This is a genomic window from Kaistella chaponensis, from assembly GCF_900156725.1.
Classification (GTDB): Bacteria; Bacteroidota; Bacteroidia; order Flavobacteriales; family Weeksellaceae; genus Kaistella; species Kaistella chaponensis.
Genome location: NZ_FTOI01000004.1, coordinates 134,377 through 157,642 on the forward strand (window position 1 = coordinate 134,377; position 23,266 = coordinate 157,642).

The 23,266-nt window shown below is 36.2% G+C and carries 24 protein-coding genes; 8 read left to right on the forward strand and 16 right to left on the reverse strand.

Annotated features, from left to right (window positions below; translation table 11 throughout):
• Window positions 1-59: 59 nt before the first annotated feature.
• The 3 genes from BW932_RS05720 to BW932_RS05730 form a co-directional block, all read right to left on the reverse strand.
• On the reverse strand, window positions 60-737 hold the full coding sequence (locus BW932_RS05720) for a WG repeat-containing protein (protein ID WP_143745508.1): 678 nt from the start codon (window positions 735-737) through the stop codon (window positions 60-62).
• Between the two features lie 118 nt (window positions 738-855).
• Window positions 856-1,236, reverse strand: coding sequence for a DUF2752 domain-containing protein (locus BW932_RS05725; protein WP_076386299.1), 381 nt, complete (start codon window positions 1,234-1,236; stop codon window positions 856-858).
• Window positions 1,236-1,526, reverse strand: a complete 291-nt coding sequence (locus BW932_RS05730) for a CD225/dispanin family protein (RefSeq protein ID WP_076386301.1) — start codon at window positions 1,524-1,526, stop codon at window positions 1,236-1,238. Before BW932_RS05730 ends, BW932_RS05725 begins: the two co-directional genes overlap by 1 nt.
• Before the next feature lie 139 nt (window positions 1,527-1,665).
• Here BW932_RS05730 and BW932_RS05735 point away from each other — a divergent pair, with 139 nt between their 5' ends.
• Both BW932_RS05735 and BW932_RS05740 read left to right on the forward strand, forming a co-directional pair.
• Window positions 1,666-3,942, forward strand: coding sequence for an aconitate hydratase (locus tag BW932_RS05735; protein WP_076386303.1), 2,277 nt, complete (start codon window positions 1,666-1,668; stop codon window positions 3,940-3,942).
• 109 nt (window positions 3,943-4,051) lie between these two features.
• The gene (locus tag BW932_RS05740; protein ID WP_076386305.1) at window positions 4,052-6,181 is read left to right on the forward strand and encodes an outer membrane beta-barrel protein; all 2,130 of its coding nucleotides are present in this window, start codon (window positions 4,052-4,054) and stop codon (window positions 6,179-6,181) included.
• A 77-nt stretch (window positions 6,182-6,258) separates the two neighbouring features.
• Here the strand turns inward: BW932_RS05740 and BW932_RS05745 are convergent, their stop codons facing one another.
• From BW932_RS05745 to BW932_RS05770, 6 genes are all read right to left on the reverse strand, one after another.
• The gene (locus tag BW932_RS05745) at window positions 6,259-6,936 is read right to left on the reverse strand and encodes an RluA family pseudouridine synthase (protein WP_076386307.1); all 678 of its coding nucleotides are present in this window, start codon (window positions 6,934-6,936) and stop codon (window positions 6,259-6,261) included.
• Window positions 6,937-7,004: 68 nt separating this feature from the next.
• Window positions 7,005-7,517 (reverse strand): NUDIX hydrolase, encoded by a 513-nt coding sequence (locus BW932_RS05750; RefSeq protein ID WP_076386309.1) that lies wholly within the window; start codon window positions 7,515-7,517, stop codon window positions 7,005-7,007.
• Window positions 7,514-8,422, reverse strand: a complete 909-nt coding sequence (xerD, locus tag BW932_RS05755) for a site-specific tyrosine recombinase XerD (protein ID WP_076386311.1) — start codon at window positions 8,420-8,422, stop codon at window positions 7,514-7,516. The genes BW932_RS05750 and xerD overlap by 4 nt, the downstream gene beginning before the upstream one ends.
• Window positions 8,423-8,436: 14 nt before the next feature.
• Window positions 8,437-8,862, reverse strand: a complete 426-nt coding sequence (locus BW932_RS05760; protein WP_076386313.1) for a deoxycytidylate deaminase — start codon at window positions 8,860-8,862, stop codon at window positions 8,437-8,439.
• A gap of 36 nt (window positions 8,863-8,898) precedes the next feature.
• Complete coding sequence (locus BW932_RS05765) at window positions 8,899-9,666, reverse strand: enoyl-CoA hydratase-related protein (protein ID WP_076386315.1); 768 nt, start codon at window positions 9,664-9,666, stop codon at window positions 8,899-8,901.
• Between the two features lie 94 nt (window positions 9,667-9,760).
• Window positions 9,761-11,257 (reverse strand): catalase, encoded by a 1,497-nt coding sequence (locus tag BW932_RS05770; protein ID WP_076386317.1) that lies wholly within the window; start codon window positions 11,255-11,257, stop codon window positions 9,761-9,763.
• Between the two features lie 108 nt (window positions 11,258-11,365).
• Between BW932_RS05770 and BW932_RS05775 the strand changes: the two genes are divergently transcribed.
• From BW932_RS05775 to BW932_RS05795, 6 genes are all read left to right on the forward strand, one after another.
• Window positions 11,366-12,328 (forward strand): LysR substrate-binding domain-containing protein, encoded by a 963-nt coding sequence (locus BW932_RS05775; RefSeq protein WP_076386319.1) that lies wholly within the window; start codon window positions 11,366-11,368, stop codon window positions 12,326-12,328.
• 382 nt (window positions 12,329-12,710) lie between these two features.
• A complete protein-coding gene (gene metK, locus BW932_RS05780; RefSeq protein ID WP_076386321.1) occupies window positions 12,711-13,991 on the forward strand; it encodes a methionine adenosyltransferase in 1,281 nt (426 codons plus the stop codon).
• Between the two features lie 81 nt (window positions 13,992-14,072).
• A complete protein-coding gene (locus BW932_RS05785) occupies window positions 14,073-14,561 on the forward strand; it encodes a hypothetical protein (RefSeq protein WP_076386323.1) in 489 nt (162 codons plus the stop codon).
• A 179-nt stretch (window positions 14,562-14,740) separates the two neighbouring features.
• Window positions 14,741-15,334, forward strand: a complete 594-nt coding sequence (locus tag BW932_RS05790) for an RNA polymerase sigma factor (RefSeq protein WP_076386325.1) — start codon at window positions 14,741-14,743, stop codon at window positions 15,332-15,334.
• 45 nt (window positions 15,335-15,379) lie between these two features.
• Window positions 15,380-15,514, forward strand: coding sequence for a hypothetical protein (locus BW932_RS14440; protein ID WP_262493349.1), 135 nt, complete (start codon window positions 15,380-15,382; stop codon window positions 15,512-15,514).
• Window positions 15,515-15,540: 26 nt separating this feature from the next.
• Window positions 15,541-16,236 (forward strand): YjjG family noncanonical pyrimidine nucleotidase, encoded by a 696-nt coding sequence (locus tag BW932_RS05795; RefSeq protein ID WP_076386327.1) that lies wholly within the window; start codon window positions 15,541-15,543, stop codon window positions 16,234-16,236.
• 187 nt (window positions 16,237-16,423) lie between these two features.
• On the opposite strand, the gene trpS is transcribed toward BW932_RS05795, so the two are convergent.
• From trpS to BW932_RS05830, 7 genes are all read right to left on the reverse strand, one after another.
• Window positions 16,424-17,392: a tryptophan--tRNA ligase gene (trpS, locus tag BW932_RS05800; RefSeq protein WP_076386329.1), complete on the reverse strand. Its 969-nt coding sequence runs from the start codon at window positions 17,390-17,392 to the stop codon at window positions 16,424-16,426.
• Between the two features lie 82 nt (window positions 17,393-17,474).
• Window positions 17,475-18,113, reverse strand: coding sequence for a lipoprotein signal peptidase (locus tag BW932_RS05805; RefSeq protein WP_076386331.1), 639 nt, complete (start codon window positions 18,111-18,113; stop codon window positions 17,475-17,477).
• Entirely contained in the window at window positions 18,113-18,310 is a 198-nt protein-coding gene (locus BW932_RS05810; RefSeq protein WP_076386333.1) for a DUF2683 family protein, read from the reverse strand. Before BW932_RS05810 ends, BW932_RS05805 begins: the two co-directional genes overlap by 1 nt.
• Before the next feature lie 5 nt (window positions 18,311-18,315).
• On the reverse strand, window positions 18,316-18,558 hold the full coding sequence (locus tag BW932_RS05815; protein ID WP_076386335.1) for a DUF6576 domain-containing protein: 243 nt from the start codon (window positions 18,556-18,558) through the stop codon (window positions 18,316-18,318).
• Window positions 18,559-18,656: 98 nt separating this feature from the next.
• Window positions 18,657-19,037 (reverse strand): TraR/DksA family transcriptional regulator, encoded by a 381-nt coding sequence (locus tag BW932_RS05820; RefSeq protein ID WP_076386337.1) that lies wholly within the window; start codon window positions 19,035-19,037, stop codon window positions 18,657-18,659.
• 58 nt (window positions 19,038-19,095) lie between these two features.
• A complete protein-coding gene (gene ileS / locus BW932_RS05825) occupies window positions 19,096-22,590 on the reverse strand; it encodes an isoleucine--tRNA ligase (RefSeq protein WP_076386339.1) in 3,495 nt (1,164 codons plus the stop codon).
• A gap of 88 nt (window positions 22,591-22,678) precedes the next feature.
• Window positions 22,679-23,185 carry a DUF2062 domain-containing protein gene (locus BW932_RS05830; RefSeq protein ID WP_076386341.1) on the reverse strand — a complete coding sequence of 169 codons (507 nt, stop codon included), beginning with the start codon at window positions 23,183-23,185 and terminating at the stop codon, window positions 22,679-22,681.
• Window positions 23,186-23,266: the final 81 nt, after the last annotated feature.

Here is a 23,266-nt window from a genome sequence, read left to right on the forward strand (position 1 = left end):
TAATCTCAGCTTATTACAGCACCCCTTATAATTCTGAAGCAAAATTACAACAAATTTTTCTAATATTTTCTACTGTTGAGGTCGATATAGAAATAATTCGTGCCGTCTTCTGTTACTTCAAACAGACGCGCAATTTTCCAGCTGTAATTTCTCTTGATATCCGAATATTGAAAAGGAATAATCGTTTTGTTGTTCACATCGATAATTCCGAATTTATTATCACGAATAGCTATTATCATTGGGTTTTTTAAGTCATCGCCTTCCAAGATATGAAGGTAATCATATTGCGGATAAATCGTAAATTGGCGATAATCTGCGGCGTTTTCAAATTTCGAATCTTCTATAATTCCGTAGTATTTTCCTAAAATGTAGCCATGAAAAAGTTGGGTTTTAAATTCGGGTTTGCATTTTCCTAAATCGCTGTCTATGAATTGATAAACGCGTTTTCCTGCAATATCAATTCTGAAATCTTCACCATTTATGCGAACGGATGCATATTCATTTGAACCATAAATTTTCACTTTTTCATTGGGGGAATTCAAAAGATTGCAATCTTCTGCAAAAAATCCCACATTGCTGTATTCGGGTTTGATGAGTACTTTTCCTTTCTGATTGATGAAGCCAAATTTGCCTTCGATTTTCTTAGGAATCAGAGCCGAAACGGAATCATTAATTTTTATGAGATCTGGGTTTGCTTTTAAAGTCAATTGTTTAGAAACGAACGCTTTTTTAACCATAAATTTTTTCGAGATCCTCTTTTTCTGACCCGATAAAGCAACCGAAAAAATCAATATAAATATGATCAAAATATTCTTCATAAAATTCTCTTAACAAATTTTCTTCAAAAATAAGATTTTAAAAATTCCGGAAAACGAAGAACAAAATAATCACGACCGCAATAATATATATTGCAGTTTTTCCGAAAAGTGCTTTACGGATTTTAGGAAAGGAATATTTTAAACCGAACCATTCAAATAAGATCCCTATAAAAACATAAGGAATCGCAATAATAAATAAAGGGTTATAAGAAAATGCCTGTCTGAATTCACCATGAAGCAGAGCATGCAGCGCTCGTTGACTGCCACAACCTGGACAATCGAATCCGGTGGTAAATTTAAAGGGACATTTTAATAAAAAACGATTTGACTCGGGATTAAAGACATAATAAAAAACCAATCCACTTCCGATAATGATGGCAAAAAGTAAGGTTGAGTAATATTTTTTATTGATGATCATTAACTGTTATAATATCCGGCGAAAACTCCTAAAACTGCCATAATTCCTACTGCAATAACCGCAAAAATCCCAAATGCAACACTTATAATGACTAAGGTTTTTGCTGTTTTAGATGAACTTTCGGCTCCTGCAATATCGCCGCGGTAAAATTTAGATTCTACACCAGCTGAATAAATGATACTGATGATTCCCAAAATCTGACAACAGAAAATAGTGACTAAAATAGATTCTACCAACCATGTTTTTGGCGGAATCGAATTTGAATTAAGGTTTGAGTCTTGGTTGGTCATTTAAATATTTTTGATAAAAATAGTAAAAAATAGATGACGAGCATTATATTTATTTTAATTCTAAATCAGTTTAACCAATATTTCATTCAAAAATTTTGTATTTTTGAAATTCTTTAATTTTTACTAAAAATATACAGATATGACGTTTGACCTTGATATGATTAAAAAAGTGTATGAGCTTTACCCTGAGAGAGTTGCGAAAGCGCGCGAAGTAGTAGGAAAGCCTCTTACCTTATCAGAAAAGATTCTTTATACCCACCTTTGGGAAGGTAGTGCATCGCAATCTTATGAAAGAGGAAATTCTTATGTAGATTTCGCTCCAGATAGAGTAGCAATGCAGGATGCAACTGCGCAAATGGCGTTATTGCAATTTATGCAAGCCGGAAAATCAAAAGTTGCTGTTCCTTCAACTGCTCATGCCGATCACTTGATTCAGGCGAGAGTTGGTGCAGAATCAGATTTACAAGAAGGAATCAATAAAAATTCAGAAGTATTTAATTTCTTAAGTTCTGTTTGCGATAAATATGGAATTGGTTTTTGGAAACCAGGAGCTGGAATTATTCATCAAGTTGTTTTAGAAAATTATGCATTTCCAGGTGGAATGATGATTGGAACAGATTCTCACACCGTAAATGCAGGCGGTTTAGGAATGGTTGCTATCGGAGTTGGTGGTGCAGATGCTGTAGATGTAATGGCAGGAATGGCGTGGGAATTAAAAATGCCAAAATTAATTGGTATTAAATTAACAGGAAAATTAAACGGCTGGACTGCCGCGAAAGATATTATTTTGAAAGTTGCCGGAATTCTTACCGTTAAAGGTGGAACTGGTTGCATTGTTGAATATTTCGGTGAAGGTGCAAAATCACTTTCTGCAACAGGAAAAGGAACAATCTGTAACATGGGTGCAGAAATTGGAGCGACCACTTCAACTTTTGGATACGATGATTCCATGAGAAGATACTTAGCCGCAACCGGAAGACAAGATGTTGTAGATGCTGCAGATCAGATTGCAGAACATTTAACAGGAGATGATGAGGTTTACGCAAACCCGGAATTGTATTTCGATCAGGTTATTGAAATTAATTTGGATGAATTGACTCCGCATTTAAATGGACCTTTTACCCCAGATTTAGCAACTCCAGTTGCAGAATTTCATGATAAAGCAGTTGCAAACGGATGGCCAATCGAAGTTGAATGGGCTTTAATTGGATCTTGTACGAATTCTTCCTACGAAGATTTATCCAGAGCTGCTTCTATTGTAGAAGATGCGTTTGCTAAAGGCGTAAAACCAAAAGCAATTTTAGGAATTAACCCAGGGTCTGAACAAGTGAAATTTACGGCAGAAAGAGACGGTTTCTTAGATTCTTTTAGAAAATTTGAATCCGCTAGAATCTTTACCAATGCTTGTGGACCATGTATCGGACAATGGGACAGAGAAGGTTCTGATAAAGGCGAGAAAAATTCGATTATTCACTCTTTCAACAGAAACTTTGCGAAAAGAGCAGATGGAAATCCTAATACGCACGCATTTGTAGCTTCCCCAGAAATGGTTGCTGCAGTTGCAATCTCAGGAAGATTAGATTTTAATCCAATCACCGATACTTTGACCAATCAAAATGGAGAACAAGTTAAACTTGATGAACCTGTCGGAATGGAATTGCCTCCAAGAGGTTTCGCTGTAGATGATAACGGTTATCAAGCACCTTCACAAGATGGTTCTGCAGTTCAGGTTAAGGTAAGTCCTACATCAGATCGCTTACAATTATTAGAACCTTTCCAACCTTGGAACGGGCAAAATATTACAGGAGCGAAAGTTTTAATTAAAGCTTTCGGAAAATGTACAACCGACCATATTTCTATGGCAGGACCTTGGTTGAAATACCGTGGTCATTTGGATAATATTTCCAACAACATGTTGATTGGTGCAATCAATGCCTATAACATGGAAACCAATACCGTAAAAAATCTTCTAACCGGAGAATATGGCGAAGTTCCTGCAGTAGCAAGAGCGTACAAAGCAGCCGGAATTCCTACCATCGTTGTTGGTGATCAAAACTACGGTGAAGGTTCCTCTAGAGAACACGCTGCAATGGAACCGAGACATCTTGGTGTGAAAGCAGTTTTGGTAAAATCTTTCGCCAGAATTCACGAAACGAATTTGAAAAAACAAGGTATGCTTGGATTGACTTTCGCGAATGAAGCAGACTATGATAAATTCAGAGAAGATGATTCGGTTAATTTCTTAGATTTGGATCAATTTGCGCCAGGAAAACAATTGACTTTAGAGCTTGTTCATGCTGATGGAACAGTTGATACCATCTTAACCAACCATACTTACAATGCACAGCAAATCGATTGGTTTAAAGCAGGTTCTGCCTTAAATTTGATCGCTGCCGAAGCCGCAAGAAACGCTTAATTTATTTTTTCAATATGATCAAAACCACCCAAAATATTGGGTGGTTTTTTTATTGAAAGTAATGTAACAAATCACGCGAAAAATCGTCTAATTCGATAGAAAATCATTTATGACCCTAAAATTATTCCCTGCAGTTGCAGCCTTATTTTTTTTCCAGATTTCCTTTTCCCAGGAAAAATCATCATCAGAAACGAAAGAAAAAAATATTGAAGGCGTAACCATTACCAAAGTTAAAAAAGCCATTGAGCAAAAAGCAGATCGAACCATTTTCGATTTCTCCGAACAGCCGAATTTAAATTCCGGATCTGTGATGGAAGGAATCAAAAAGCTTCCGGGTTTAATCGCTTCTGATGTTGCCGGAATGCTCTATCAAGGGAAACAATTAGCCGTTTTTATGGACGGAAGACCTCTGAATATTTCCAGTAATGAACTGAATTCTTTCTTGGAAGGAATGCCCGCAAATTCTATCGAAAAAATAGAAATCATCACCCAACCCGGCGCAGAATTCCCCGCAACTTCTGGTGGCGCAATCATGAATATTGTTACCAGTAAAACGGCGAAGAATTATTTAACAGCGACCTATGCAGGCAATTATACTTTCACGAACGAAGAAAAATGGAGAAATCGTACCAATAATTCCATCACCTTAAATGCAAGAAATAAATATTTTGGGTGGCAAATCAACGCGGGTCAAAATTATCGGGAGAGTTTAATGGATTCTAATCAGGATCAGTTAGCCTTCATTAATTCTGACCGAATTAACCGCGGAATTTTTGCTAAAACTGCTGTTACAATTGACTTGGGAATAGATCGATTGCTTTTGAATTATGATTTTTACAAAAACGACAGCGATGTTTATAACCTCAGTTCCGGAAGGTTCGGTGGGAATTCTTATGTTCAAAATTCCTTTTTGGATTCAGAAAATTACCGAAATGAAGCGGTGGTAACTTATCAGAAAAAATTCAGCGATAAAGGGAAGAAATTAGATTTCAAAGCTTCTTATTCACAGGCTGATTCGCAGTTTAATCAGCAAAACGAGAATGTTTCTCTGGATGTTTTAGACAATTCTTCGGTGATGAAAGTTTCTAATTTTCGGGTTGACTATTCGCAGCCATTGAAAATTTTAGATGATGGAAAAGTAAGTTTCGGTGGACTTTATGAAAAACAAAATTACAATACAGCGAGTTTTAAATTTACGAATTTAGATTATCAAAAATTAAATGCGGCGGTTTATTTAGAATTTCAGGCGACTTTGAAAAAAGTAGATTTTATTCTAGGAACCCGTGCTGAAGATTATGATATCTCTGGAACCGCTTTTAATTACTCCAAAAACCGATATGAGGATCTTACGGTGTTTAAAAAATTCAAATTTTTTCCGAATGCAAGTGTTCAGTATAATTTCGCAAAGCAGGTTTATTTTGCCCTCAATTATAATAAGAAAATTTCTTTACCGAGTGTTTCCGTTTTAAATCCGAATAACACCACTTTTGAGGGACCAAATTCCCAATCTGCCGGAAATCCTAATTTAGAACCAACGATCTTTGATAATTATGAAGCGAAACTAAGCGCAGTTGATTATGTTTTTATAGGATATAATTTGAGTGTGGCGAAAAATCAGGTGGTACAAAAAATCAGCAGGGTAGGAGATGTAATCATCAATTCTCAGGATAATGTATCGCAATTAAAAATCCATAATTTTAATGTCGGTTTCCCGATTCCGTTTGCGATTTTTAATACACCAATGAAAGAGTTGTTGAAGTTTAATATGAATCCCGACAAATTGAATTTTGTTTATATTTATTCTGCCTATCAATTGCATCAATTACCCGATATTAGTACGAAAGGATTCTGGGTTTTCAATTTCATGGCGCAGCTTATTTTGCCGAAAGACATCAAGTTCGTCGCCAATTATAATTATCTCACCACCAAAGGGAATTACTATTATTTCGTGGCAGATCAACCATTCAGCAATTCTTTAAATCTTACCATTTCCAAAAAATTCATGAGTGATCGATTGAATGTTTCGCTTTTTGCGGATGATGTTTTCAACACGCAGGAGACAGCGCTGCATTCCATTTCCAGTATTCCAAATGTTAATCTTTCGAGTAAATATGATTCGCAAAGATTTGGAATCTCGTTAAATTATAAAATCCCAACGAAAAATAAAAACGCGAAAATTGATCCAAACCTTTTAGATAAAGAAAAAAAGGAAGAAGGTGGTTTAATTCCGGCGCAATAATATTCCATAATTGATCAAAAAAAAATTCCGCATTATTCGTGTGTAATTTTTTTTAGGTCAAAATTTTCGTTAAAAAATTAATCTTCACATGCGTTCCAAACCGGATCGTTTTCCGGAACTTTTGCGGTAAGTATTATATTTTCGTTTGAAACGGGATGTTTAAATTCTAATTTTCTGGCATGAAGGTGAATTCCACCATCAGGATTTGACCGCGGAGAACCATATTTTAGATCACCTTTGATCGGAACACCAATTTTTGAAAGTTGTGCCCGGATTTGATGATGACGCCCAGTTTCCAGATCGATTTCCAAGAGTTGAAAATTATCTAAAGTTTTGATGATTTCATAATTGAGAATCGATTCTTTCGCTCCGTCTGTAACTTTCGGGAAAACCGTGGCTTTGTTATTTTTTTCGTTTTTTTTCAGGTAATGAACCAACCGTTGCGATGGTGGAATGGCAACTTTTGGAACTACCGCCCAATACGTTTTTTTGATTTCGCGGTTTTTTACCATTTGCGTTAAACGCGTCAAAGCTTTGGACGTTTTAGCGTAAATAACAAGTCCAGAAGTAGGTCTGTCAATTCGGTGAACCAAACCAAGAAATACATTTCCGGGTTTTTTATCCTTTATTTTAATGAAATTTTTCAGAGAATCGAGAAGAGATTCGTCGCCAGTTTTATCGCCCTGAACAAGTTGCCCGGCTTTTTTATTGATGACTAACAGATGATTATCTTCGAAAACGACTTGTTCCTGCATGGTGATAAATTACGAACCGCAAATTTACGGTAAAAAAGACTGTTTACGAATGGCGCAGAAGAGTTTTATTAGGAACTGAGATATTTTTTTAAAAACGTTTGTTGGGAGTCAAACGCGATTTCGTTTAGATCGATGTCTGCTTTTTTTATCCACACGGTTTCAGAAATCTCAGAAATTTCCATTTCGACGGTGAATTTTTCAGAAACTTCGTACTTGTAAAAAAGATCTAGCGTATTGTAAAGGATATTTTTGTATTCGTAGGTATTGGGTAAAGCGGCGAGATATTTTAACTTAGAAAGGTCCACTTTAATTTTCATTTCTTCGAAAAGCTCGCGAACGCAGGTTTCTTCAACACTTTCTTTAGGATCTACGAAACCTCCTGCTAAATCGAGTTTTCCTTTTTTGGGATCCTGATTTCTTCGGGTGAAAAGAATTTCATCTTTAAAGGTAATTAAAACTGCAACTGCACCCGCAACATTATGGTACAAAACAAAGTTACATTGGGAGCAAGACCATTTTTTTTCTTGGTCCCAAATTAAGGTTTCGTGTCCACATTTTGGGCAGAAATTCAATTCGTTCATACGGCTTTATTTCTGGGATGGAAATTTAAAATCACATCGCGCAATTCTTCGTTTTTCAGGTGGGTGTAGATTTCAGTTGTTGTGATGCTCGAATGTCCCAACATTTCTTGAATATAGCGTAAATCTGCACCGTTTTGTAAAAGATGGGTTGCAAAAGAATGCCGGAAAGTATGTGGAGAAATTTTCTTGTTGATGCCTGCTTTTTCGGTTAATTCTTTGATAATAATAAATACAATTACCCGGGACATTGCAGAGCCGCGACTGTTCAAAAATAAGATATCTTCACACTTTTTGTTGATTTTATATTTTGATCGGATGTCGCGAATATAATCTTTGATTAATTTTGAGGTGAAGCTTGCCATAGGAACGAACCGGGATTTGTCGCCTTTTCCTTCCACTTTTAAGTAAGATTCTTTAAAATTGATATTCGAAATTGTCAGATCGATCAGTTCCGAGACGCGCAAACCGCAACCGTATAAAACTTCGACCATACAATGGTTTCTGCGTCCCAGATCAGTATCGTTATTAATCACCGCAATAATTCGGTTAACATCTTCGAAACTTAATGTATCGGGAAGATAAAGTCCTAGTTTAGGGCCTTCTAAAAGAGTGGTCGGATTATCCGCACGAAATTCGTCTTCTACCAAATATTTAAAAAAAGATTTAATAGAAGAGATCCATCTTGCTTGTGACCGCTCACTGAATTTTTTCTTGGAGAGTTGAAATAAATATTCTTGAATATTTTCGTAAGTTATTTCAAAAGGTCCGGTGTTTTCGAGGTCAAATTCGGCGTAATCTCGTAGTTTTTTGATGTCCCTTAAATAGGCATCTAAAGTGTTTTCAGAAAAATTCCTTTCGAATCGTAAGAAATTTTCGAAGTCATTAATTTTTTCGTTCCAAGTCATCATTTGTGTGTGTTTTATTTTAATTCATAGTCGGGAATCCGTAAAATTTTAATTCCGTGATTTTTAAGAAATTCTATTCCGTCACTGTCGGAGTAATGATCTATGTAAACCAGTTTTTTTATTCCGGCCTGTAAAATGAGTTTGCTGCATTCTTTGCACGGTGAAAGTGTAAGATAAAGCGTGGCGTCTCTTGCGGATTGCGCAGAACCTGCCAATTTTAAAATTGCGTTTGCTTCTGCATGTAAAACGAACCATTGTGTTTTTCCGTTTTCATCTTCACAGCAGTTTTCGAATCCAGAAGGAGTTCCATTATAACCATCGGAGATGATCATACGATCTTTTACGATTAATGCACCAACTTTTTTCCTTTCGCAATATGATAATTTAGACCATTCGATAGCCATTTTCAAGTATGCTTTGTCAAATTTCGTTGGTTCCAAAGGTGTTTTTTTTATAGTTTGGTGAGTAGATTTTTTTTAGAAAGAAGGTTTACGTTTGTCTAAAAACGCTTGTACTCCTTCTTTTTTGTCTTCCATTTCAAATAATTCGCCGAACGCTTTTATTTCCGTTTCAAATCCAGTTTCTTTATCAGATTGGTTAACTGCAATAATTGCTTTTGAGATTCCCATTGGAGAATTTCTGGAAATTTGGCTTGCCAATTCCTTGGTTTTCATCAGGAGTTCTTCTAGGCTATAAACTTCGTTGACAAGACCGATTTCTTTCGCTTTTTGGGCAGAAATCATTTTGGCAGAAAATATCATTTCATTGGCCAAACCTTTTCCGACCAGTTTTGGTAATCTCTGAGTTCCTCCATATCCTGGAATTAAACCTAAAGTTACTTCTGGAAGACCGAGTTTTGCGTTCTCCGAAGCGTATCGAATATGACATGCCATTGCTAATTCTAAACCACCACCAAGGGAAAATCCGTTTATTGCAGCGATGACCGGTTTGCTGAGGTTTTCTATTTTATCGAATAATATTTTTTGTCCGTTTCGTGAGAGCTCTTCTGCGGCTTTTGTACCAAAATCTGAAAATTCTTTAATGTCGGCTCCTGCGATAAAGGATTTTTCTCCGCTTCCTGTGATTATAATGGCTCTAATTGAGGTGTTGTTTTCTAATTCTTCAAAAGCACTGCTTAATTCTTGAATTGTTTTAGAATTTAGAGCATTCAAACTTTCAGGTCGATTAATCGTAATAAGAGCTGTTCTTTCTTCTGTTTCGAGAATAATATTATTGTAATTCATTTGTGTTGTAAAATTGTTATTAATAAAATGCAAATTAGTGAATTTTTCTAAAAAAATGCGCTCGTTAAAGCGCTAAATAATAATTTGTACTTTTTTACTCGTGACTTTTAGTGTGTGTCATCATATTTGCATCGATGTTAACTTGCAAACCGATCGCGATTTTCATTCCTAATTCAATGTTTGCGCGAAAGAAATGACAAAGTTGGCGGTTGATAATTTCTTCTCTTTTAGGTCCCGAAATATCGTTCATCGAATCGACGATGTTTTTTATTAAATGAGCGCGATCCTCCTGATTCATTGCTTTGGTGTATAGCAATCCGGGTTGCGTATAATGATCATCGTCATTTTCATTTCGGTTAAAATGGGCAACTCTTGTACTGTCTAAATCGTATTCTAAAAATTTGTAGTCAGAATCGGCTTTAATTTCATCAAAACTATTGGGATAATAATTGGGAGCATCTTTATAATTTGATGAATTCGCCATTGCGCCATCTCTTTTATAATTATTAACAGAGAAAGGACATCGGTTAACCTCTAGCAAATGTGAATTCACACCCACTCTATAGCGGTGCGCATCAGGATAGGAAAATAATCTTCCTTGCAGCATTTTATCAGGGGAAAAACTGATTCCGGAGATCAAATTACTCGGCGAAAAAGTAGCCTGTTCTACGTGTGCAAAGAAATTATCTGGGATTTCGTTCAGTTCCATTTCGCCCACTTCAAGGAGCGGGAATTCATCGTGGAACCAAACTTTTGTTACATCAAAGGGATTCCAGCGGAATTCTTGCGCTTGTTCTTCGGTCATCACCTGGATAAACAAAGTCCATTTCGGAAATTCATTGTTTTCGATGGCGTTTACTAAATCTTCTTGCGCGAAATCTGGGTTTTCACCGCTCATCTTTTGGGCATCTTCTGCGGTGAAATTTTTGATTCCTTGTTTTGATTTAAAATGAAATTTAACCCAAACTCGTTCATGATCATTATTAATCATCGAAAAAGTGTGCGATCCGAATCCGTGCATATGTCTGTATCCATAAGGTGTTCCCCTATCCGACATTAAAATTAAAACCTGATGGAGTGATTCTGGATTGAAACTCCAAAAATCCCACTTCATGGTTGCGCTTTTCAGATTTGTTTTGGGGATTCTTTTTTGGGTATGTATAAAATCGGGAAATTTCTTCGCATCTTTAATGAAAAAAACAGGCGTGTTGTTTCCTACCAAATCCCAATTTCCGTCTTCGGTATAAAATTTTAATGCAAATCCGCGCGGATCTCTTTCTGTATCTGCACTGCCTTTTTCGCCTCCAACGGTTGAAAATCTTGCAAACATTCTGCACTCATTCCCAACTTTGGAAAATAATTTTGCTTTGGTATATTTTGAAATATCATGCGTAACGGTGAATTTTCCGTACGCGCCACTTCCTTTGGCGTGCACAATCCTTTCGGGAATTCGCTCTCTCACAAAATGTGCTAGATTTTCCTGTAAGATAAAGTCTTGTAGCAAAACGGGGCCTCTTGGACCAACCGTTTGGGAGTCTTGATGTTCAAAATAGGGAGCTCCTGAATCGGTAGTGAGTTTTTTAGTAGCCATTTTTCTAAATTTTCAAACACAAATTTAACAATTTCGAATCTGAAATCACGGTAATTATTTAATAAATGAGGATAAGGTTGTACATTTGTGATAGATAAAATAAATCATATGAACATTCAGCAACTAGAGTATCTTATCGCAGTTGATAAATATAAACATTTTGGTAAAGCGGCGCAAGCATGTTTTATCACGCAACCCACTCTGAGCGCGATGATACAAAAATTTGAAGATGAACTTGATGTTAAAATTTTTGACCGCACCACACATCCCATTCGAACTACCGATATTGGACTTGAACTAATTACAGAAGCCAAGAGAGTCATCGATTCTGTGAATGAACTCCGCAATAAAGCGAGTCTTCTTAATAATGTTTTGGCGGGGAAAGTTAATTTAGGAATTATTCCTACCGTGTCTAGTTTCATCTTGCCTACCGAAATTTTTGCTTTTCTAAGGGAAAACCCAAAAATTGAATTTAATGTAAAGGAAATGACCACCGAAAGCATTATTAAAGCTCTAAAATCCGGAGAGTTAGATGCGGGAATTATTTCAACACCTTATGATGCGGCGAACGAATTTTACCACGATCATCTTTTTAACGAAGAACTGATGTTGTATTCTTCTGAAAATACCTTGAGTAAAAAAGAAGATACTTTCGTGATTCCGGAAGAAATTAATGTTGATAAAGTATGGCTACTAGAAGAAGGGAATTGTTTGCGAACGCAATTTGAAAATATTTGCCATTTAAAAGAAAATTCTATGAAACCGAGTAATCTTGAGTTTTCGGCTTCAAATATTAATACCTTAGTTCAAATGGTTGATCAAGTAGGCGGAATAAGCATTCTACCGGAATTGGGTATTATCCAATTATCTGAAGAGCAGAAAAATAAGGTCGCAAGATTCAGGAAACCATTTCCGTATCGGGAAATAAGCATCATTTATTATAAGCCAACTTATAAACAAAAAATCATTGATGAATTTGTAATTTTTGTAAAACAGTCTCTTGAGCAAAAATTAAATTTCAATAAAGACCCGGAATCTTTTGCCAACGTAAACCCTCAAGTCATTAAATAAAACTGATTCAATTTTTTTTAAAGGCGGTTCCGACAAAAATATTGAAACTTTAAAATTAAAATATTTCCAATTGAATTAATGTTTTGTTCCATAATAGAGGAAGGCAAAGAACAGCGGTCCACTTTAGGGAAAATTAATTGTACTGAAACCTACACAAGCACTTAGCTTCTTATAATTAAGGAAATGGAATTTAAATAAACTTCAAAATGTTTTTAGATTCCATTTCCTTTTTATAGTTTTGCACTCGAATACTTCACGAGGAAAATTTTGAACTGATTGCAACCTCCCAAAAAAATGCTAAAACAGAATTTCTATTTTAGTTTCTTTTGTAATCACTTCCGTTTCCTTTAAAAATAAATTTTTTAAAAAAAACAAAAGAAATATGGCCTATCTATTTACATCTGAATCTGTTTCAGAAGGACATCCGGATAAAATCGCTGATCAAATTTCCGATGCACTCATCGATAATTTTCTAGCAAATGATCCCAATTCAAAAGTTGCGTGTGAAACATTAGTAACCACCGGACAAGTAGTTTTGGCAGGAGAAGTAAAATCTACCGCTTATCTTGATGTACAGGATATCGCCAGAAAAGTAATCAACGGAATTGGTTATACCAAAGGAGAATACATGTTTAATGGTGATTCTTGTGGGGTGATTTCTTGTATTCACGAGCAGTCTGCAGATATTAATCAAGGGGTTGACCGGAATTCAGAAAATACCGATTTCGAAACCAAAGCAAACAATCAAGGAGCAGGAGATCAGGGAATGATGTTTGGTTACGCGACCAACGAAACTGAAAATTACATGCCATTAGCATTGGATTTGGCACACACGATTCTTAAAGAACTAGCAATCTTAAGAAGAGAAAATAATGCAATCAAATACCTTCGTCCTGATGCAAAATCTCAAGTTACCATCGAATATTCTGATGATCATAAACCTGTAAGAATCGATTCTATTGTAGTTTCTACGCAACATGATGACTTCGGTAGTGATGAAGCGATGTCTGCAAAAATCGAGAAAGACATCATTGAAATTTTGATTCCGAAAGTGAAAGCCAATCAAAAGAAAGATATTCAAGATCTTTTCAACGATAAAATAAAATACCATATCAATCCAACCGGAAAATTTGTAATCGGTGGTCCACACGGAGATACGGGTTTAACTGGTCGTAAAATTATCGTAGATACTTACGGTGGTAAAGGAGCACACGGTGGTGGTGCTTTCTCTGGAAAAGATCCTTCAAAAGTAGATAGAAGTGCTGCTTATGCAGTTCGTCATATCGCTAAAAATCTGGTTGCAGCAGGAGTTGCAGATGAGGTTTTGGTGCAGGTTTCTTATGCGATTGGTGTTGCAAAACCTTGTGGTTTATATGTAAATACTTACGGAACGTCAAAACTCGGTTTACACGATGGCGAAATTGCAGAAAGAATTCAAAAGATTTTCGATTTGAGACCTTATGCAATTGAGCAAAATTTGAAATTAAGAAATCCTATTTATCAAGAAACTGCTTCTTATGGACACATGGGAAGAGAACCTTATGTTGCTGATAAAACCTTCAGAAAAGCAGATGGGACAGATTTAGTGATCAAGGATTTAGAGTTTTTCACTTGGGAAAAATTAGATAAAGTTGATGACATTAAGAAAGAATTTGGACTATAATCATCTTCCAATATTTAAACTGCTTTATCAGAAACGATAAAGCAGTTTTTTTTACCTTTACACACCGAATAAATTTCCCCTATGAAGAAAATCCTTCTTTACTGCCTTTTGATAATGATGTTTTCCGTAAGTTTTGTCAAAGCTCAATATACCATGCACAAAATGATTCATGTCGGTTACGCTTATCAGAACCAGAGTTTCGGTGAAATTGGCGGTCGTTTGCTATTTCTGAAAACCGATGATGTTATTTACAGAATCGGAGCTTCCGGTTTGATGGGCGATGCGAACAGTGAGTTTGCGATCATGCCGAAAGTACAGGGAGATGTTTTAATTAATTTTGAAAGAAATGTAGATTTGTACCATTCCTATTATTTCTTGGCAGGAGCAGAAGTAACCACCAAATATGCCGCTCCAAAAATCGGTGTAAACTTACTTGGTCTTTTAGATTTAACTGCAGGTTACGCTTTCTCTCTCGATAAAAAGGGAATCAATGGGAAAGAATTGAAAGGCCTCAATATCAATTTTACACTCAACATACCACTAGTTCTGTTGAATGATTTAATAAAATAGGAAAGTTTTTGTAAATAGTTGAAATATTTTAACAGAGTATTAACTTTTTTACTATTTTTACCACATCAACAATAAGCAAGATACTATCGATTAAAACTATACTTCTTTAAATCAAACCGAAATCAAAATCCCGAATATAATATTTGGCGTGTTAATCGGGAATTAAACAGAAGTGAGTTATGACAACACAAACCGATAGCTGGTTGATCTCAGAATACAGGAACGGCAATGAACAGACGCTTCCCGTTTTGATCAAGAGGCACCAAAAAGATCTTTTTTCATTTATATTTTATAAGTTAATGGATGAAGATTTGGCCAACGATATTTTCCAAGATACTTTTATGAAAATCATTGTTACTTTGAAAGAAGGGCGATACAATGAAGAAGGCAAATTTATCCTTTGGGCAAAACGCATTGCATACAACCTCATCATCGACCATTTCCGGCTGAAATCGAAACATGTGAAAGTTTCTGAAACGACTTATGAAAATGACGAGTTTTCGATTTTCGATTTAATTTCAGAAAAAGAAGAGAACATCGAGGAACGATTAATCAGTCAGCAAATTCAGCAAGACCTCATGAAAATGTTGGTTTTCTTGCCCGAAAATCAGCAAGAAGTCATCAGTTTGCGCTTTTTTGATGGTTTAAGTTTCAAGGAAATTGCAGATCAAACCCATACAAGTATCAATACCACACTGGGAAGAGTGCGGTATGCGCTGATCAATTTGCGAAAAATTATGGATGAACATAAGATTATTTTAACTCGTTCATAATAATTAAATTAAAGTTTCGTTTTTAGGGAAATAAATGTTCCGCCTATGAAAAAAAATGACACTTTAAATAAAAACCTTTTGAAACCAAAAAGACAAACAATCGATTTTCTCCTGAGCTACTCCAAAAGTATTGCTGTTCTGAAAACCAAAACTAAAAATCAGATTGTTTCCCAAAACTAATCTTAAATTAATTAAATTTGTGCTGTATGAAAATTCAGCACATTTTTTTTGACCTCGACAATACGCTTTGGGATCACCGCAGAAATGCCTATCTCACTTTGAAAGAAATCTTTAACAAAGAACAAGTAAGCGATCGATATCCACTTGGCTTCGAAGAATTCCACACCGAATATTTTACCATTAACGAAAGACTGTGGGAACAAATTCGAGATGGGGAGATTGATAAAGATTATCTTCGGAAACACCGCTTCTACGACTCTTTTCTCTTTTTCGGAATTGATGATTTCGAGCTTGCACAAACCTTCGAAAATAATTTTCTCGATGAAATTCTAAACCATAATGATTTGGTAGAAGGCGCGTTTGAGATCCTGGAATATCTTTCTAATAAAAAGTACAAACTCCACATTCTTTCCAACGGTTTTAAGGAAGTTACCTACAAAAAATGCGAACTTTCTGGCATCAAGAATTATTTTCAAACCATTACGAGTGCGGATGAAATCAACATTCGGAAACCACACCCCGAAGTTTATGAATATGCTTTAAAGAAAGCCGGTGCAAAAACAGAAGAATCAATGATGATTGGTGATGATTGGATCGCCGATGTAGAAGGCGGAAAAGCTTGCGGTTTAGAAGTAGTTTTCCTCGATGTTTTTAATGATAATTTCGAAGCAGATGGCGTGAAAACCATTAAAAAACTGAAGGAGCTGGAAACCCTCTTATAGCCGAGGTTACAAAACGTCCTTACGTTTCACTTAAAACGTCCTTACGTTTTCATCAAAACGTCCTTACGTTTTTGCAAAAACATAAGGACGTTTTTTTTATTTGATACGAATCAAGGTCTAAAACGACACGTACCACTTCATGAAGTGGTACGTGTTATTTTTAGGAAAGATATTGGAAAAGGGAAGATTATACCCCCAAACTTGCTCGAACTTTCGCCAAAGTTTCCTTCGCGATTACTTTAGCTTTAGCAGCGCCTTGCTGTAACTTTTCTTCCAGTTCCGGCAGATTGTTCATGTAATAATTAAAGAGTTCTCTTTCATTCGCAAAACGGGCCAAAACTAAATTCAGCAGTTCTGTCTTTGCATGTCCGTATCCGAAGTTTCCAGCCAAGTATTTTTGTCTGAAAGTCTCGGTTTCAGCAGTTGTAGCGATGAGTTCGTATAAAGCAAATACTTTATCGGTTTCAGGATCTTTGGGCTCTTCCAGTGATTTAGAATCGGTTTCAATTCCCATAATCTGTTTTTTCAATTCCTTTTCGGGCAAGAAAATATTGATGATGTTCCCCCTCGATTTGCTCATTTTCTGTCCATCGGTTCCGGGAACATACTTGGTTTCTTCCTGTAATTCAGCACTTGGAAGCACGAAAACTTCGCCCATTTGACGATTGAATTTTTCTGCCACATCTCGTGTGATTTCTAAATGTTGAAGCTGATCTTTCCCAACCGGTACAATTTCGGCGTTATAGAGTAAAATATCTGCAGCCATCAAAATCGGATAATTAAACAATCCCGCATTCACATCCTGCAAACGATCTGATTTGTCTTTGAACGAGTGCGCCAATGTTAACCTTTGAAAAGGAAAAAAGCAATCCAGATACCACGTAAGTTCGCAGGTTTCTGGGATGTCGCTCTGTCTGTAGAAAAAAGTTTTTTCAGGATCTAAACCACAAGCAAGCCACGCAGCAGCAGTTTCGTACGTATTTTGTTTAAGGATTTTTGCATCTTTAATCAAGGTTAAAGAGTGCAGGTTTGCGATAAATAGAAATGATTCGTTTTCTGCTTTTTTCGAAAGTTCGATTGCGGGAATAATGGCGCCGAGTAAATTTCCCAAGTGTGGCGTTCCAGTCGCTTGTATTCCTGTAAGTATTCTAGACATTTTGTGATGAATGATAAGTGATGATTTCTTTTAAATTGAGATGGTTATCAAAATAATTAAAGAGTTCTTTAGGGTAAATCAATTAAAAATCAAATCCGTTCGGAAAGGCTTTTTTTCTGAAAATAATAAGAAGTGCGGCTCCAACGGTAATTGCGGAATCTGCAACATTAAAAATATATTTAAAAAACTCGATGTGTTTTCCGCCGATTAATGGCCAACTTGCAGGAACATTCCAGTCTACTAAAGGGAAATGCAGCATATCGACGACGCAACCTTTCATAAAGGTAGAATAACCACTGCCGAACTCGACCACTTTAGAAATTCCACCGTAGTCAATCCATCGTTCGATGCTTTCGTCGTACACGGTTCCGCTGTCGAAAAGCATTCCGTAGAACATTCCATCGATCAAATTACCGATTGCTCCGGCAAAAATGATCGCCATCGGAATGATCAGATAATTAGATTGCCCTTCTTTCAGCCATTTACTGAAAAGATAAATCATAAAACCGATGAGCGCAATTCGTACGATCACAAGGAAGTATTTCCCGAGTAAACCGCCAAAATGAAATCCATACGCCATTCCTGGATTCTCTACGAAAGTCAATTTAAAACCCGGAAAAACAGGCACGCTTTCGCCGAGATTAAAATGGGTTTTGATATAAAATTTCGAGGCTTGGTCGATGAAAAGAATGATTAAAGTGATGAGTGCTATTTTCTTCATTATTCCCTGGTCTTTGGTTTGTCTTTAAAGGTTTTTAGCGGTTTTTCTTTTTTTACGGGAGTTGTTCTTGGCTCAAAATTTTGAGTTTTTGCTCCTCTGGTGTGAAATTTTTCGTACCGTATTCCCATGTCTTTCATCACGCTTTTTAAGGCATTCAGTTCCATTTGGTTTTTAGGATGTACAATTAATGCTTCCATTTTAATTATTTTTTTGAGAGTTCGTCTAGTCGTTTTTGATCAGCTGAGGAAAGGTCATTTACTCCATTTTTACCCATTTTGCTAAGGATATGATCAATTTCTTTTTCCCGTTTTTTCTTCTCAGCGTTATACCGATCGTCGATGGTGTAATTTTTTTCTTTGTCGGGAATGATTTTTTCTTTAATGTCTTTTCGGAAAAAATAGATGAAAATCACTGCTACGGCGAGTAAAACGTAAACAAGTGTCATGATGAATTTTTATTAATGTAAAAAGTACAAAGTACAAGGTGTTCTTGGTTAAAAAACACGCTATACTTTGTACGTTATACTTTGTTTCTGAAGTGATTCTATCGTTGCATATTTTTCGCCTCAATGCTTAATGTCGCGTGAGGAACAGCTCTAAGACGGTCTTTTCCGATGAGTTTACCAGTTACTCTACAAATTCCGTATGTTTTATTTTCAATACGAATTAAGGCGTTTTTCAGCTCGCGTAGAAATTTCTCTTGTCTTCCGGCTAAAATAGCGTTTTGTTCTTTGCTTAAAGTTTCTGCTCCTTCTTCAAACGCTTTGAAAGTAGGAGAGGTGTCGTCGGTTCCGTTATTTTGATCGTTGATAAAACTCTCGCGAACGAGCATTAAATCTCTTTCTGCTTTTAAAATTTTTGCCTGAATTAGTTCTTTAAATTCATTCAAATCGCTGTCGCTGTATCTTTGTCTTTCTTCTGCCATAGTTTTCGTGTTTAATTTTTTATTTGGAAAAAGAATACACTCAATTCTTTATTCCAAACTATTTCGCTCTATTAATATTGACTTTAAATTTCTGCTCTTCAATTTCAATTTCATCGAAATTTGCGAGTGAATTTACAATTTCTATTTGATCCGACAATACTTCTTCTGAAATATATGTAGTGTTATTCAGGATTTCTTTTTCAAAGGGTGAGTTTTCTTCCAATTGAATTGAAATTCTATCAGTTAACTCAAAATCTTTTTCTTTTCTTAAATTTTGGATACGGTTGATAAACTCTCTTGCTACACCTTCAGCTTTCAATTCTTTGGTCAATGTTAAATCTAACGCCACAGTCATTTTTCCTTCATTTGCGACGGTCCAACCTGGAATGTCTTTGGTGAAAATTTCGACATCAGCTAAAGAAATTTCATAACTCTGAATTTCCATTTTCCCGTCTTTTTCTAAAGTTGAAATCTGTTCCGCGGTAAAATTGGTGATTTCACCTGCAACCAGTTTCATGTCTTTCCCGAGTCGAGCTCCTAAAGTTTTGAAATTGGGTTTAATCTGTTTCACAATCAAATGTGAAGCTTCATCCGCATTGATTAAAACGAGTTCTTTTACGTTTACTTCCTGTTTGATAAGATCCGAAACGGCTAAAATCTGTTGTTCGATTTTTGCATCCATCACAGGAATCATGACTTTTTGCAAAGGTTGCCGGACTCGGATATTTTCTTTTTTTCTTAGTGAAAATACCATTGAGGTAATTTGCTGCGCCAAATGCGTTTTTTCTACCAAATCCTGATCGATCAAACGTTCATCTGCTTTCGGGAAGTCAGTTAAATGAATGGATGTTGCTGCATTTTTACCCGTACTTTTATTCAAATCCTGGTACAACTGATCCATAAAAAATGGTGCAATTGGGGCTGCAATTTTTGCAATTGTTTCAAGACAGGTATATAAGGTTTGGTAAGCAGAGATTTTATCCTCGGAATAATCGCCTTTCCAGAATCTCCTTCTGCAAAGTCTTACGTACCAGTTGCTTAAGTTATCATTGACAAAATTATTGATGGCTCTTGCCACTTTTGTCGGTTCGTAATCATTGTAAAATTCTGTGACCTCTTTTACTAATAAATTCAGTTCAGATAAAACCCAGCGATCAATTTCCGGTCGGTTTTCGACCTCTTTTTCTGAATAATTAAATCCATCAACATTTGCGTAAAGCACGAAGAATGAATAGGTGTTGTAAAGTGTTCCGAAGAATTTTCTGCGAACTTCATCAATTCCTTCTACATCGAATTTTAAATTTTCCCAAGGATTAGCGTTCGAAATCATGTACCAACGCGTCGCATCGGGACCATATTTGTCCAAAGTTGTGAACGGATCTACTGCATTACCAAGTCGTTTCGACATTTTTTGGCCGTTTTTATCCAAAACTAAACCATTCGACATTACATTTTTATAAGCTACAGAATCGAAAACCGCTGTTCCAATCGCATGAAGCGTATAAAACCAACCACGGGTTTGGTCTACACCTTCTGCAATAAAATCTGCAGGAAACGCCTTTCTTTCATCGATCATTTCTTTGTTTTCGAACGGATAGTGCAACTGCGCATAAGGCATTGCTCCAGAATCAAACCACACGTCAATCAAGTCGGATTCTCTGTTCATCGGTTTTCCGGAAGGTGAAACCAAAATGATTTCATCTACAATATTTTTATGCAGATCTATTTTTGCATAATTTTCTTTCGACATGTTTCCGCTTTCAAAACCTTCAAAAGGATTTTGGGTCATGAAACCTTTTTCCAAAGATTTTTTAATTTCAGCCATTAGTTCTTCTACAGAACCGATGATGATTTCTTCTTTCAAATCTTCTGTACGCCATATTGGCAAAGGAATTCCCCAATATCTGGAGCGCGAAAGATTCCAGTCGTTTACGTTTTCGAGCCAGTTTGCAAATCTGCCTTCACCTGTAGATTTAGGTTTCCAGTTGATGGTTTCGTTTAAAGCTACCAAACGGTCTTTTACCGCGGTCATTTTCACAAACCAAGAATCGAGTGGATAATACAAAACGGGTTTATCGGTTCGCCAACAATGCGGATAACTGTGAACGTATTTTTCTACTTTAAAGGCTTTGTTTTCTGTTTTTAAAAGAATTGCCAATTCGACATCCCAAGATTTTTCGGGTGCAGTTCCGGTTTCGTAATATTCGTTTTTAATATATTTTCCGGCAAAAAGTTCGGGTACATGTTCTCCTTTCAAGAATTTTCCCTGCAAATCAACTAGCGGAACGAGGTTGTCGTTTTCGTCTTTGATCAACATTGGTGGAATTCCGTTTTCTTTTGCTACACGTGCATCATCTGCACCAAAAGTCGGTGCAATGTGAACGATTCCGGTTCCATCTTCAGTCGTCACAAAATCTCCGATGATTACTTTAAAAGCGTTTTCAGGATTTTCCGCTGGTAAAAACCACGGAATCAATTGTTCGTATTCTGCTCCGGCTAAATCTGCTCCGGTAAATTCATTTAAGATTTGATAAGGGATGTTTTTATCGTCGGCTTTGTAGTTTGCGAAATCTTCTTCAGTAGCAGCAAAGTATTTTTTACCAAAATTTTTCTCCAGAAGAACTTTAGCCAAAATAATATGAACAGGTTCAAAAGTATATTGGTTAAAGGTTTTCACCAAAACATATTCGATGTCTCTACCAACTGCTAAAGCGGTGTTGGAAGGTAAAGTCCATGGAGTGGTCGTCCAAGCCAAAATGTAGATTGGTTCTTGGTTTTTGGTTTTTGGTTCTTGGCTCTCTTTATCAAATTCTGCCCAATGATTAACACCTCCGCAGGTTTCATTTTCTAAATTAATGATTTGAGTTAAATGATTCAGCTTCTCGTTCAAAGAATCTGAAAGTTTTTTAACCTTAAACTGCGCAACTACGGTCGTATCAGAAACATCGCGATAGGTTCCGGGCTGATTCAATTCGTGGGAAGACAAACCGGTTCCTGCAGCGGGAGAGTAAGGTTGAATGGTGTAGCCTTTGTATAATAGATCTTTGGTGTATAATTGCTTCAGAAGCCACCAAACGGTTTCCATATATTTGGGTTCGTACGTGATATATGGATCTTCCAAATCTACCCAATATCCAATTTTTTCTGTCAGATCATTCCAAACATCGGTATAACGCATTACAGCATTACGACAAGCTTGATTGTAATCTTCAACGGAAATTTTCTTTCCGATATCTTCTTTTGTGATGCCTAATTCTTTCTCAACACCTAGTTCTATAGGTAAACCGTGAGTATCCCATCCTGCTTTGCGAAAAACCTGTTTTCCTTGTTGGGTTTGGTAGCGGCAGAAAATGTCTTTCAGCGCTCTTGCCATCACATGATGAATTCCGGGCATTCCGTTGGCAGAAGGCGGTCCTTCATAGAATACATATTCCGGTTTCCCCTCGCGGATTTCTACGGATTTTTTAAAAGTTTCGTTTTCGGTCCAAAACTGGGTGATGTTTTGGGCAACTGCGGTTAAATCGAGATTTTTATATTCGGTAAACTTCTTCATTTTCAATCAGTTTAACAGGTTTTATCCTAATTAATTAAGTTTGCGAATATAAGGAATTTTCGGGAAATTTCAGAGGGTAAATTCCAGCTTATTTTGATCGTGATGGTTTGAAATTTTCGAGAATAAAATACGTGGAAAAACCAATGACTAAACTGGATGACGCAGCTAAAATTGATGATCCGATTACGTATTGCAAAAGATGAGATTTGGCAAATTCCAAATCGAGAGTTTCGTACGTAAACTGAGCTTGTTCGCCTACAAAAGGTCCTCCAACAACCATTGAAAGAAAAATAATAAATGGAATAAACAGCGGAAAACTTACATGAGTTCCCATATACGACAAGAGTTTGTTGAGTTTTAAAACAGACGCTAAAAACAAAATGACAACGGTATGAAATCCCCAAAGTGGCGTTAATCCTACGAAAACTCCCAGTGCAATCGATTTTGCTTTGATCTCATTGCTTCCTTCACTATCCAAAATATTTTGTTTAAAGAATCTTTTAAAACCTTTTTTACGAAAATATCGGTAGAATACTTTCTGGCTTTGGATGGTATTTTGAATGAAATTATGCAAATCGGTTCTTTTTTTTGTCAAAGATAAGCGTTTTCAGATTTTAGAGTTGTAGCATATTAAGGTGTAAAATTTCTGTAAAAAGCCACTATTAAAAAAAAACTT